Here is a 12,816-nt window from a genome sequence, read left to right on the forward strand (position 1 = left end):
CATGAGCGGCAAGCCCCCAGCAATATTTCTCATGGGCCCGACGGCGGCCGGCAAGACTGACCTTGCCATCGAGCTGACCAAGGTCCTGCCCTGCGAGTTGATCAGTGTCGACTCGGCGCTGGTCTACCGTGGCATGGACATCGGTACCGCCAAGCCTTCCAAGGAACTGCTGGCAGCGCACCCGCACCGGCTGATCGACATTCTCGACCCGGCCGAAAGCTACTCTGCCGCGCACTTTTGCACCGATGCCTTGCAAGCCATGGCGGAAATCACCGCACGGGGCAAGATCCCGCTGCTGGTGGGTGGCACCATGCTGTATTACAAGGCCTTGATCGATGGCTTGGCTGACATGCCGCCGGCCGACGCCAGCGTGCGTGCCGAACTCGAAGCGCAGGCCCGGGAGCTAGGCTTGGTCGAGCTGCACCGCCAGTTGGCCGAAGTGGACCCTGAGTCGGCGGCGCGCATCCATCCGAATGACCCCCAGCGGCTGATCCGTGCGCTTGAGGTTTACCGGGTGAGCGGCGAGAGCATGACGGCTCATCGCCAGCGTCAATTCGCGGAAAGTCGCGGCGCAGACGCAGGCGCTGGCGGACATTTGCCCTATACTGTCGCGAGTTTGGCGATCGCTCCTACAGATCGTCACATTTTGCATCAGCGAATTGCGTTACGATTTTCGCAGATGTTGGAACAGGGCTTCATCGACGAGGTCCGATCGCTGCGAGCCAGAAGTGACTTGCACGCCGGGTTGCCGTCTATACGGGCAGTGGGGTACAGGCAAGTCTGGGACTACCTCGACGGCAGGCTAAGTGAGAATGAGATGCGAGAACGCGGTATCATTGCCACTCGCCAGCTGGCCAAGCGGCAGTTCACCTGGTTGCGCGGTTGGTCTGACGTGCACTGGCTTGACAGCCTCGCCTGCGACAATCTGTCCCGCACCTTGAAATACCTGGGAAGCGTCTCCATATTGAGCTGAGTCCCTGCTAATTGCCGTCTATTCTTGCGAAGGGGCGGCCTAATTTATCGATTTTCTTGATTTTCTATTATTTATCCTTACAGGAGTGCGGCATATGTCAAAAGGGCATTCGCTACAAGACCCTTACTTGAACACTTTGAGAAAAGAAAAGGTTCCGGTTTCCATCTACCTGGTCAACGGGATCAAGCTGCAGGGCTCGATCGAATCTTTCGACCAGTTCGTTGTGCTGCTGAAGAACACTGTCAGCCAGATGGTCTACAAGCACGCTATTTCGACCGTGGTTCCTGCGCGTCCGGTTCGCCTGCCAAGCCCGTCCGATTCCGAACACGGTGACAGCGAGCCAGGCAACGCCTGATAGGAGCCTGCATTGTTCTTTGAGCGCCACGGTGGTGGTGAACGGGCGTTGCTCGTTCACTTGGAAGGTCAGAACCCTGAGGCGCGCGAAGACCCGCAGGAGTTTCAGGAGTTGGCATTGTCGGCCGGGGCGGACATCGTCTCGCTGGTGACCATTACACGGCATCAGCCTACGGCCAAATACCTGATTGGCAGCGGCAAGGTCGAAGAACTACGCGACCAAGTCAAAGCCGATGAGGTCGATCTGGTGATTTTCAATCACACCCTCACGCCCAGCCAGGAACGCAACCTCGAACGTGTCTTCGAGTGTCGCGTGCTTGATCGCACCGGGCTGATTCTCGATATCTTCGCCCAGCGGGCGCGTACCCATGAAGGCAAGCTGCAGGTCGAACTGGCCCAGCTCGAGCACATGAGTACGCGACTGGTACGCGGCTGGACTCACCTTGAGCGGCAAAAAGGCGGTATCGGCCTGCGTGGCCCGGGTGAAACCCAGCTTGAAACCGACCGCCGCCTGCTGCGGGTACGCCTGCGTCAGATCAAGGCACGCCTTGAGAAGGTGCGCAGCCAGCGCGAGCAGGCCCGTCGCGGCCGGCGCCGCGCCGATATCCCGTCGGTTTCGCTGGTGGGTTACACCAACGCCGGCAAGTCCACCCTGTTCAACGCCCTGACCCAATCAGAGGTCTACGCCGCCGACCAGCTCTTCGCCACCCTCGACCCGACCTTGCGCCGGCTCGAGTTGAACGACCTTGGGCCGATCGTGCTGGCTGACACCGTCGGCTTCATTCGTCACCTGCCGCACAAGCTGGTCGAGGCTTTTCGGGCTACGCTCGAAGAGTCGAGCAACTCTGACCTGCTGCTGCATGTGATCGACGCGCATGAGCCCGACCGCATGGAGCAGATTGAGCAGGTGTTGGCGGTATTGGGCGAGATCGGTGCCGAAGGCTTGCCGATCCTTGAGGTCTATAACAAACTCGACCTGCTCGAAGATGTCGAGCCGCAGATCCAGCGCGATGCCGATGGCAAGCCGGAGCGGGTCTGGGTATCGGCACGCGATGGGCGTGGCCTGGAGCTGGTTGGCCAGGCGATTGCCGAGTTGCTGGGGGATGATCTGTTTGTCGGTACCCTGTGCCTGGAGCAGCGTTTTGCCCGCTTGCGCGCGCAATTCTTTGCCCTGGGTGCCGTGCAGAGTGAAGAGCATGATGAAGAAGGGCGCAGCCTGCTGAGCGTGCGACTGCCCATGGTCGAGTTGAATCGTCTGGTCAGCCGCGAAGGCATGGAGCCGCAAATGTTTGTCGAGCAACACACTTTGCAATAAATGCTCGACGAGGTCGCCGGGCAGCAGTGACAGGCATTCTGTAGCATTGGACGGCGCGCCGTGGGCGCGTCTTTGCTTTATCAGATGGAGAGCGCTATGGCTTGGAACGAGCCGGGTGGCAACTCGAACAATCAGGATCCCTGGGGCGGTCGCCGTGGTGGCGGCGGCGGTGGTGGCGATAAAAAAGGCCCGCCGGATCTGGACGAGGCCTTCCGCAAACTGCAGGACAGCCTGAACGGCATGTTCGGCAGCGGCAAGAAACGTGGCGGCGGTGACCGCAATGTCGGCAAGGGTGGCGGCTACGGCCTGCTGGGCATCGGCCTGGCGGTGTTGGCTGCCATCTGGCTGTACAGCGCCGTGTACGTGGTCGACGAGCAGGAGCAGGCCGTAGTGCTGCGCTTCGGCAAGTACTATGAGACGGTCGGTCCCGGCCTGAACATCTACTTCCCGCCCATCGATCGCAAGTACATGGAAAACGTCACGCGTGAGCGTGCCTACACCAAGCAGGGGCAGATGCTGACCGAAGACGAGAACATCGTCGAGGTCCCGCTGACCGTCCAGTACAAGATCACCAACCTGCAGGACTTCGTGCTCAACGTCGACCAGCCAGAGGTGAGCCTGCAGCATGCGACCGACAGTGCCCTGCGCCATGTGGTGGGTTCCACCTCCATGGACCAAGTGCTGACCGAAGGCCGTGAGCAGATGGCCGTGGATATCCGCGAACGCCTGCAGCGCTTCCTCGACAACTACCGTACCGGTATCACCGTCACCCAGGTCAACGTACAGAGCGCGGCAGCCCCGCGTGAAGTGCAGGAAGCCTTCGACGACGTGATCCGTGCTCGCGAAGATGAACAGCGTGCCCGCAACCAGGCCGAGTCCTACGCCAATGGCGTGGTGCCAGAAGCCCGTGGTCAGGCCCAGCGCATCATCGAGGACGCCAACGGTTACCGCGATGAAGTGATCGCTCGCGCCAAGGGTGAGGCCGACCGCTTCAGCAAGTTGGTGACCGAGTATCACAAGGCGCCGGACATCACCCGTCAGCGTCTGTACCTGGAAACCATGCAAGAGGTCTACAGCAACTCGAGCAAGGTCATGGTGGCTACCAAGGACGGGCAGAACAACCTGCTCTACCTGCCACTGGACAAGATGGTCGAAGGCAGCCGCAACACGTCCGCACCGGCCAGCGGTGTATCTGCGTCGGCCAACGATGCGGCCGCGCGTGCGGCGCAGGACCTGCAACAGCAACAACAGCCGCCGCGCACTAGGGAGAGCCGCTGATGAGCAATAGATCGCTGATCGCCCTGATCGCCGCTGTGGTGCTGGCCGTCGTGGCCTGGAACTGCTTCTACATCGTATCGCAGACCGAACGTGCCGTACTGCTGCAATTCGGCCGTGTGGTTCAGGCTGATGTTCAGCCAGGCCTGCATGTGAAGGTTCCTTACGTGAACCAGGTGCGCAAGTTCGACGCCCGCCTGATGACCCTTGATGCGCCGACCCAGCGGTTCCTGACCCTGGAGAAGAAAGCGGTCATGGTCGACGCCTACGCCAAGTGGCGCGTCAAGGATGCCGAGCGCTTCTACACCGCCACTTCGGGCCTCAAGCAGATCGCCGATGAGCGTCTGTCGCGTCGTCTGGAAAGCGGCCTGCGTGACCAGTTCGGTAAGCGTACCCTGCACGAGGTGGTTTCCGGTGAACGTGACGCGCTGATGGCTGACATCACCGCTTCGCTGAACCGCATGGCTAACAAAGAGCTGGGTATCGAGGTCATCGATGTGCGCGTCAAGGCCATCGACTTGCCGAAGGAAGTCAACCGCAGCGTGTTCGATCGTATGAGCACCGAGCGTGAGCGTGAAGCCCGCGAGCATCGCGCCAAAGGTAACGAGCTGGCCGAAGGTATCCGTGCGGATGCCGATCGTCAGCGCCGTGTACTGCTGGCCGAAGCCTATCGTGAAGCTGAAGAAACCCGCGGTGACGGCGACGCCCAGGCGGCTGCCATCTACGCCAAGGCTTACAGCCAGGACGCTGATTTCTATGCGTTCAACCGTAGCCTACAAGCGTACCGCGAGAGCTTCTCGAGCAAGAGCGACGTGCTGGTCCTGGACCCGAAGAACGAGTTCTTCCGCTTCCTGGACAAGAGCAAGCCTTGATGCTCTGAGCCCGTTTTCATTGGGGCTACGCCCCGCCTGGCAGCTAAAACACCAGGCGGGGTGCATCCTGAATGAAAAGGGGTGTATGATGAGGCAGCCGGGAAATTTCCCGGCTTTTTTGCGTCTGCAAGGTTGATTGGCAAGCCGCCAGTTGACGGTTTGGTCAGCGCGCAAGGCAATTCGAGGGTATTGGGTACGGTGGCTGCGCTGGGATCAGTGCTGCCCGCTGCTGTGCGCGATACCTGCTTTACTGACGGCTCGCCACAGGCAGGCCGCCCGGACCAGAGGGGAAATGGCGTAATGGCAACGGTAGACCGCTGGCTGCTGCCAGATGGCATCGAGGAAGTACTGCCACCTGAGGCTGCGCGCATCGAGATCGCGCGTCGCCAGGTGTTGGACCTGTTCCAGAGTTGGGGCTACGAACTGGTCGTCACCCCGCATATCGAGTACCTGGAGTCGCTGTTGACCGGCGCCGGCCAGGACCTGGATCAGCGCACCTTCAAGGTGGTCGACCCGCAGTCCGGTCGCCTGATGGGCTTCCGCGCCGACTTCACCCCGCAGGTGGCGCGTATCGACGCCCACACCTTGCGCCGTGAAGGCCCGAGCCGCCTGTGCTATGCCGGCAGCGTGCTGCATGCCCAGCCGCGTGCTCTGTCCACCTCGCGCAGCCCGATCCAGCTCGGTGCCGAGTTGTACGGCGATGCCAGCCCCACCAGCGATGTCGAAGTCATCAGCCTGATGCTCGCCACGCTGCAACTGACGGATGTCGCGGACGTGCACATGGACCTCGGCCATGTCGGCATCTACCGTGGCCTGGCGCGTGCCGCGGGCCTGTCGGGCGCGGTCGAGCAGCAGCTGTTCGACGCCCTGCAGCGCAAGTCGGTCGACGAAGTGCAGGCACTGACCGCCGACCTGCCGAAAGACCTGGGCAACATGCTGCGCGCCCTGGTCGAGCTATGCGGTGGCCGTGAAGTGCTGGCCGAAGCCCGCGTGCGCCTGGGCCGTGCCCCGGCCAGCGTGCTGGCGGCGCTGGACGACCTTTTGGCGATCGCTGATCGCCTGGCGTCGCGCTACCCAGACCTGCCGTTGTACTTCGACCTCGGCGAGCTGCGTGGCTACCACTACCACACCGGTGTGGTGTTCGCCGTGTTCGTGCCGGGCGAAGGTCAATCGATCGCCCAGGGCGGCCGTTATGACGATATCGGCGCTGATTTCGGCCGGGCACGCCCGGCCACTGGTTTCTCCACGGATTTGAAGACCCTGGTCACACTGGGGCGAGCGGAGGTCGTATTGCCAACTGGCGGCATCTGGATGCCCGACAGTGGTGACGCGGCCCTCTGGCAGCAGGTCTGCCAGTTGCGCAGCGAGGGCCAGCGTGTGGTTCAGGCTTTGCCTGGCCAGCCGTTGAGTGCTGCTCTCGAGGCGGATTGTGATCGGCAATTGATTCAGCAAGACGGGCGCTGGCAGGTACTGCCGCTGACCCATTGAGTTTCTGCGTCGGCAAAAGGCCGGCAACCAAGTTTGCGTGAATGAGGACCAATGTAATGGGTAAGAATGTCGTCGTCCTGGGCACCCAATGGGGTGATGAGGGCAAAGGCAAGATCGTCGATCTGCTGACCGAACATGCTGCCGCCGTAGTGCGCTACCAGGGTGGCCACAACGCGGGCCACACCCTGGTGATCAACGGTGAAAAAACCGTTCTGCACCTGATTCCGTCCGGCATCCTGCGTGAAGGCGTTCAGTGCCTGATCGGCAACGGCGTGGTCGTTGCTCCAGATGCCCTGATGCGTGAAATCACCAAGCTGGAAGAGAAGGGCGTACCGGTGCGTGAGCGCCTGCGCATCAGCCCGGCTGCTCCGCTGATCCTGTCGTACCACGTGGCCCTGGACCAGGCCCGCGAGAAAGCCCGTGGCGAAGCCAAGATCGGCACCACCGGCCGTGGTATCGGCCCAGCGTACGAAGACAAAGTCGCACGCCGCGGCCTGCGCGTTGGCGACCTGTTCCACCGTGAGCGTTTCGCTGCCAAGCTCGGTGAGCTGCTGGACTACCACAACTTCCAGCTGGTGAATTATTACAAAGAGCCGGCCATCGACTTCCAGCAGACCCTGGACGAGTGCATGGCCTACGCCGAGCAGCTCAAGCCGATGATGCTCGACGTCACCGCCGAGCTGCATAACCTGCGTCGCGCCGGCAAGGACATCATGTTCGAAGGTGCCCAGGGCTCGCTGCTGGACATCGACCACGGTACCTACCCGTACGTCACCAGCTCCAACACCACTGCCGGCGGTATCTCCACCGGTTCCGGCGTTGGCCCGATGTACCTGGACTACATCCTGGGTATCACCAAGGCCTACACCACGCGCGTAGGTTCCGGCCCGTTCCCGACCGAACTGTTCGATGAAACCGGCGCTACCCTGGCCAAGCGTGGCCACGAGTTCGGTTCGACCACCGGCCGTGCCCGTCGTTGCGGCTGGTTCGATGCCGTCATCCTGCGTCGCGCCATCGACGTCAACAGCATCTCGGGCATCTGCCTGACCAAGCTGGACGTACTGGACGGCCTGGAAACCATCAACATCTGCGTTGGCTACAAGAACGAGAACGGTGCTGTCATCGACGCCCCTTCCGACGCCGACAGCTACATCGGCCTGGAGCCGGTGTACGAAGAGATGCCAGGCTGGAGCGAGTCGACCTTGGGTGCCAAGACCCTGGAAGCGCTGCCAGAAGCTGCTCGCGCTTACATCAAGCGCATCGAGGAGCTGGTCGGCGCGCCGATCGACATCATCTCCACCGGCCCGGACCGCAACGAGACCATCGTGCTGCGTCATCCGTTCGCCTGATCCGCTTTTACGGCTGATCTGACGCCGCGGCCCTGAAAGGGGCCGCGGCGTTTTCATTTGTAGGCCTGCACCGGCCTCTTCGCGGGTAAACCCGCTCCCACCGGATCTCTACTGCCTTCAGGTTCAGTGCCGCCCTGTGGGAGCGGGTTTACCCGCGAAGAGGCCGGCACAAGCAAACACTCTGCTAGACCTTGGCACATATCCCTGCTGTTCCCGGCATAACCCTTGCTGTAAGAAGTTTCTGTAGATGCCATCAAAATAGTGGCGCCAGAAAACACGAGGGTTACACCGTGTCTGCCATCCTCTCACTGTTACGAAGCCGCCTTTTGCGGCCTGTGTTTGTTGCCCTTGGTATCGCTCTTTTGGTGCAGGTGCTGGTTGCCGTTGCGCTGACCCGAAGCACGGTCACCGCCCTGGAGGCCGACCTGGGCGAGCGCTTGGGCAATGACAGCCGCAAGCTGGCCAGCGAGCTGGAGCAAGCTGGGCAGGACGTGCGTTCGGGGCTCGATAGCCTGTCCAGCAGCACCCGTCAACGTTTGAGCGCAGGGTTGTCGACACGCTTGCAAAACGAGCAGCAGCAACTGCGCACCACGCTGGAAAAGAACCTCAAGGATTCTGCCAACGACATGGCCGAACTGCTGGCCTCGGTCGCCCCGCGGGCTATCTGGGACAACGATGTGCCGGTGCTCTCCGACTTCGCCCGTCGCGCCCAGCGCAACCCCAATGTGCTGTTCGTGGTCTACGACGACGCCCAGGGTCAGCACCTGACCCGCTACCTCAACCGGCAAAACCCGATCAACCAGGCGTTGATGGAAAAGGGGCAGGGCGAGCGGGCGCTGGACAAGGTGATCGATGCGGCTCGCCGCGACCCGGCGGTGTATTTTGTCGAAGCGTCGATCAACCCCAATGGTGCGGAGATCGGCAAGGTGTTGATGGGCGTTTCCACGGCTGGCGTCGATCAGGAGCTCGCGGCCCTTGACCAGCGCTTCGCCGCCTTGATCGCCAGTGGTGAGCAGCTGGTGGGTGACAGCCTCGGGGCCGCCGCCGCCGACAGCGGCAAGACCCTGCGCGAACGCCTGGAGACTGCCCAGAGCAGTGCTACCGCGATGCAGGCCAATACCGCGCAGACGGTGCGTGAAGCTGCTGCCGAGCTGCGCTGGCGTATTGGTCTAGGCCTGGTGTTGGTCGGCCTTGGCGTGTTGCTGGTAGTCGCGGTGGTGCTTGGTCGACGGGTGCTCAGCAAGCTGCGCCTGTTGATCACCGCCCTGAACGACCTGGCTGCCGGTGAGGGCGACCTGACCAAACGCGTGACCCTCGACAGTCGCGACGAGATCGGTGACATGGCCTCGGCGGTTAACCGTTTCGTCGACAAGTTGCAGCCCATCGTCCGCGAGGCCGGTGAGGTGGCGCAGCGTACGGGTGTCGAGATTGGCGCCATGGCCCAGCGCAATGCCGGTGCTGACGCCGCTGCTGCGCTGCAGCGCGATGAAGTGGCCGCCAGCCTGCGTGACCTGTCGAGCATGGCCGACGAAGCCCAAGCCGAGAGCCATGCCATGCAGTCCGCCTTGCAGCAGGTGGTTGATATTCGCCAGGCCACGGATGAGAACAGCCGGACTTCGACCCAGCTCGCTGGCCTGATCGAAAGCTTGGCAGGGCAGGTCGAGACCGGCTCGCATGTGATCGAACGGCTGGCCAAGCAGAGTGAACAGATCGAGGTGGTGCTGACAGTGATCCACGGCATTGCCGAGCAGACCAACCTGCTGGCATTGAATGCGGCCATCGAGGCGGCGCGTGCTGGCGAGACGGGGCGCGGCTTTGCCGTGGTAGCTGATGAAGTGCGCGCGTTGGCGAGCAAGACGCAAAGCTCGACCGGGGATATCCAGGCGCATATTGCTGCGCTGCAGAAAGGCGCCAAAGAAGCTGTGGCCACCATCAGCCAGGCAGGGCTCAAGGCCAGCGAAGGGTTGTTGGTGTTGCGCGAGAACGAGCGCCGCCAGCAGTCGGTGCAGGCGGCGGTCGAGCAAGTGCATGCAGCGATTGGGCTGGCTACCCGCGCGGCCGAGCAGCAAGCGCACGGTGCGCAAGCGGTGCGCGGCCGGGTGGAGACCATTCACGCCCAGGCCGAACGCTCGGCTGAAGTGGTGATGCAGACCACGGCCAGCAGTAAGGTACTGGATGACCTGGCAGCGCAACTACGGGCCAGCCTGGGGCAGTTCAGGGCGTAACGCCCCCCTTTGAGGGGGCGCTCCTACAAAACTTACGCCTTGTTGAGGTACATCCGTGTGGTCAGCAGGTACACCGGCAACCCCGATACCACGATCAGCAGTGCCGCATATGGCGCCGCTGCCGCGAACTCGACGTTGGCGGTGTGCGCCCAGACCTCAGTGGCCAGGGTGGTCATGCCGGTCGGGCTCAGCAGCAGTGTGGCGGTCAGCTCTTTCATGGCATCGAGGAACACCAGGGCAAAGGCCGCGGCCAGGGCCGGGAAGATGATCGGCAAGGTCACCCGGCAGAACGCTGTGAAGCTGCTCGCGCCCAGGGTGCGGGCAGCCTCTTCGAGCGTCGGCGAAGCCTTGTTCAAGGCGGTGCGTACCGGCGCCTGGGCCAGCGGCAGGAACAGCAGTGCGTAGGCCAGCAGCAACAGGGCAGTGGTCTGGTACATCGCAGGCACGTAGTGCAGCGCGAAGAACACCAGCGTCAGCGCGATCACCAGGCCCGGCAGGGCATGCAGCAGGTACGGCAGGCGTTCAGCCCAGATCGCCAGGCGGCCCTTGTAGCGCACCACCAGGAAGCTGATCGGCAATGCCAGCAACACACAGAACCCTGCGCCGCCAAGCGACACCGACAACGACGTGAGCAGCGCCTTGGAGATTTCGGCGACCGGGAACGCCGCCGACGAGCCCACACTCAGCCAGTAACCGAGCATGGCCAGCGGAATGCCGCTGCCCAGCACCGCCAGGCCCACGCAGAACAGCTGCGCCAAGGGCGCCCAGCCGCGCAAGCGCACAGGCTGGGCGCGGCGTGCCACGCCTTGGCCGATACGAACGTGGCGGGCCTTGCCACGCACGCGCAGTTCCAGCCACAACATGATCATGCACAGCGCCAGCAGCACGGCCGAGAGCATGGCCGCGTTGGCGTTGCTGAATTCCAGTTCGAACTGCTGGTAGATCGCCGTGGTGAAGGTCTGCAGGCCGAGGATCGACAGTGCGCCAAATTCCACCAGCATGTGCAGGGCAATCAGCAGGGCGCCGCCCAGCATCGAGGGCCACAGCAACGGCAAGGTCACCTTGATGAACACGCCCCAACGGCTGCACCCCAGCGTACGCGCCGACTCTTCAAGCGAGGTGTCGACGTTGCGCAGGGTAGCTGCCACCGGCAGGAACACCAGCGGATACTTGGACAAGGCCATGACCAGAATGGCCCCGCCGAGGCCTTCGAAGTCCGAGCTCAGCGACACCCAGGTGAAGCTGCTGACGAATGACGGCACCGCAAATGGCAGGCACAGCACCACGCCCCACAGGCGACGCCCCGCCAGGTTGCTGCGTTCGAGCAGCCAGGCCAGGGCCAGGCCGACCACCATGCACACCAGCGTCACCCCGAACATCAGCATCAGGGTGTTGCGCATCAGGCCCCAGACGAATGGGCGCCACAGCAGGTGCAGGGCTTCTCGCCAGCCTGCTTCCCAGGCTTTGAGGGCGACATACGCCAGTGGCAGCAAACTCATTGCCACCAGGAACAGCACAGGCAGCACCACCCAGATCGAGGGGCGCTTGCGGCGCGGCACGAAACGTACCGGCGCCGGCTCGGACAGGGCGGCAGTCATCAGAGCAGACCGACCTCACGTTCAAGTTCCAGGGCTTCTTCGGCATTGCCAAGGTCGGCCGGGGAGATCTTCGGTGGGCGCAGGTCTTCAAAAGGTTTTAGGCCACGGTCAGAAACCATGCCCTTGTGCAGCGGATACTCGGCGGTGGTCTGGGTGATCACACGCTGGCCTTCTTCGCTGGCCATCCAGTTGAGCAGGGCCTGGGCTTCTTTCGGGTGCTTGCTGGCTTTGACAGCGGCGGCGCCGGAGATGGTCACCAGGCCACCGGCATCGCCGTCGGCCAGGTAATACAGCTTGGAGTCCAGCTTGCCGCGCTCACGCTCCAGGGCATACCAGTAGTAGTTGTTCACCAGCACGGCGGCGACTTCGCCTTTTTCCACAGCCTTCAGGGCGACCATGTTGTTGGTGTAGGTCTTGCCGAAAGCCTTCAGGCCGGTCAGCCACTCTTCGGCCGCATCACGCCCGTGCATCTTGAGGATGGCTACAGCCTGTTCCTGGAAGGCACCGCTGGTCGGCACGAAACCGACACGGCCATCCCATTCAGGGTCGGCGAAGTCCATGACCGATTGCGGCAGGTCTTTCTCGTCGATTTTCTTCGGGTTGAACACTACCACGCGGGTGCGCGCGGTGACGCCCATCCACGTGCCGTTGGCGGCTACGTATTCTTTGGGCAGCATGTTCAAGGTGGCGTCGTCGATTTTCGCCAGTAGGCCCAGCTCACCCAGGTTGTTCAGGGGTGGCGACTCTTCGGTATAGATGATGTCGGCCGGCGAGCGCTCGCCTTCTTCGATGATCTGGCTGGCCAGCTGGTTGCTGCTGCCTTTGCGGATATTGATGTGAATGCCGGTCTTGGCCTCGTAGGCCTTGGCGATGGCCTCGCCGATTTCCTTGTGCTGGCCGTTGTACATGGTCAGTGTGACCGGGGCGTCTGCCATGGCGGCCGGGGCGCCGATCACCAGGCTCAATACAGCGGCGGCCAGGGTGCGCATCAGCGGTTGCGGACGGATCGTCATGCGGGTACTTCCTCGCTTACGGCTACATATTTGGAAACAATGGTAAACGAAATCGTTTCTCAAGTGGCCGTGTGACAAGAAATTCATGGGCAGACCATCGTCGGGCAGCTGAATTTTTTAGCCGGAGGGGAGGGCGCAACGGGGGCAAAAAACGCAGGCAAGAAAAAACCCACTAGCAAGCTAGTGGGTTTTTATATGGTGCCCAGGAGAAGACTCGAACTTCCACGACCGTTAAGTCACTGATACCTGAAACCAGCGCGTCTACCAATTCCGCCACCTGGGCAAAGCTTTACATCAGCTGATGAAGGCGACTATCGTTCGCTTTCACACAGTAGTAATAGATCCTTGGTCATC

10 protein-coding genes, 1 tRNA gene and 1 pseudogene are annotated in these 12,816 nt (G+C 62.3%); 9 read left to right on the forward strand and 3 right to left on the reverse strand.

What is annotated here, in order from left to right; translation table 11 throughout:
• Position 1 precedes the first annotated feature (1 nt).
• The 9 genes and pseudogenes from miaA to AB7M33_RS11580 all read left to right on the forward strand — a co-directional run bounded on the left by miaA (position 2) and on the right by AB7M33_RS11580 (position 9,851).
• Positions 2 to 973, forward strand: a complete 972-nt coding sequence (miaA, locus tag AB7M33_RS11540; protein WP_238215759.1) for a tRNA (adenosine(37)-N6)-dimethylallyltransferase MiaA — start codon at positions 2 to 4, stop codon at positions 971 to 973.
• A gap of 94 nt (positions 974 to 1,067) precedes the next feature.
• On the forward strand, positions 1,068 to 1,328 hold the full coding sequence (hfq, locus tag AB7M33_RS11545) for an RNA chaperone Hfq (RefSeq protein WP_003258160.1): 261 nt from the start codon (positions 1,068 to 1,070) through the stop codon (positions 1,326 to 1,328).
• A gap of 12 nt (positions 1,329 to 1,340) precedes the next feature.
• Complete coding sequence (hflX, locus tag AB7M33_RS11550) at positions 1,341 to 2,642, forward strand: ribosome rescue GTPase HflX (RefSeq protein ID WP_454242857.1); 1,302 nt, start codon at positions 1,341 to 1,343, stop codon at positions 2,640 to 2,642.
• 96 nt (positions 2,643 to 2,738) lie between these two features.
• Positions 2,739 to 3,920, forward strand: a complete 1,182-nt coding sequence (gene hflK / locus AB7M33_RS11555; RefSeq protein ID WP_027592532.1) for an FtsH protease activity modulator HflK — start codon at positions 2,739 to 2,741, stop codon at positions 3,918 to 3,920.
• Entirely contained in the window at positions 3,920 to 4,789 is an 870-nt protein-coding gene (gene hflC, locus AB7M33_RS11560; RefSeq protein WP_454242858.1) for a protease modulator HflC, read from the forward strand. Before hflK ends, hflC begins: the two co-directional genes overlap by 1 nt.
• Before the next feature lie 300 nt (positions 4,790 to 5,089).
• Complete coding sequence (locus AB7M33_RS11565) at positions 5,090 to 6,277, forward strand: ATP phosphoribosyltransferase regulatory subunit (protein WP_027592534.1); 1,188 nt, start codon at positions 5,090 to 5,092, stop codon at positions 6,275 to 6,277.
• Positions 6,278 to 6,333: 56 nt separating this feature from the next.
• The gene (locus AB7M33_RS11570; RefSeq protein ID WP_027592535.1) at positions 6,334 to 7,626 is read left to right on the forward strand and encodes an adenylosuccinate synthase; all 1,293 of its coding nucleotides are present in this window, start codon (positions 6,334 to 6,336) and stop codon (positions 7,624 to 7,626) included.
• A gap of 1,106 nt (positions 7,627 to 8,732) precedes the next feature.
• Positions 8,733 to 8,945: pseudogene (locus tag AB7M33_RS11575) on the forward strand (methyl-accepting chemotaxis protein); the annotation flags it as partial.
• A 201-nt stretch (positions 8,946 to 9,146) separates the two neighbouring features.
• A complete protein-coding gene (locus AB7M33_RS11580) occupies positions 9,147 to 9,851 on the forward strand; it encodes a methyl-accepting chemotaxis protein (protein ID WP_371097102.1) in 705 nt (234 codons plus the stop codon).
• 32 nt (positions 9,852 to 9,883) lie between these two features.
• On the opposite strand, the gene AB7M33_RS11585 is transcribed toward AB7M33_RS11580, so the two are convergent.
• The 3 genes from AB7M33_RS11585 to AB7M33_RS11595 form a co-directional block, all read right to left on the reverse strand.
• Positions 9,884 to 11,449, reverse strand: coding sequence for an ABC transporter permease (locus AB7M33_RS11585; RefSeq protein WP_027592537.1), 1,566 nt, complete (start codon positions 11,447 to 11,449; stop codon positions 9,884 to 9,886).
• The gene (locus AB7M33_RS11590; protein ID WP_085272310.1) at positions 11,449 to 12,462 is read right to left on the reverse strand and encodes an extracellular solute-binding protein; all 1,014 of its coding nucleotides are present in this window, start codon (positions 12,460 to 12,462) and stop codon (positions 11,449 to 11,451) included. Before AB7M33_RS11590 ends, AB7M33_RS11585 begins: the two co-directional genes overlap by 1 nt.
• A gap of 196 nt (positions 12,463 to 12,658) precedes the next feature.
• Positions 12,659 to 12,745 (reverse strand) — tRNA-Leu (locus AB7M33_RS11595).
• Between the last annotated feature and the right edge of the window lie 71 nt (positions 12,746 to 12,816).

This window comes from Pseudomonas sp. Y3 TE3536, from assembly GCF_053629175.1.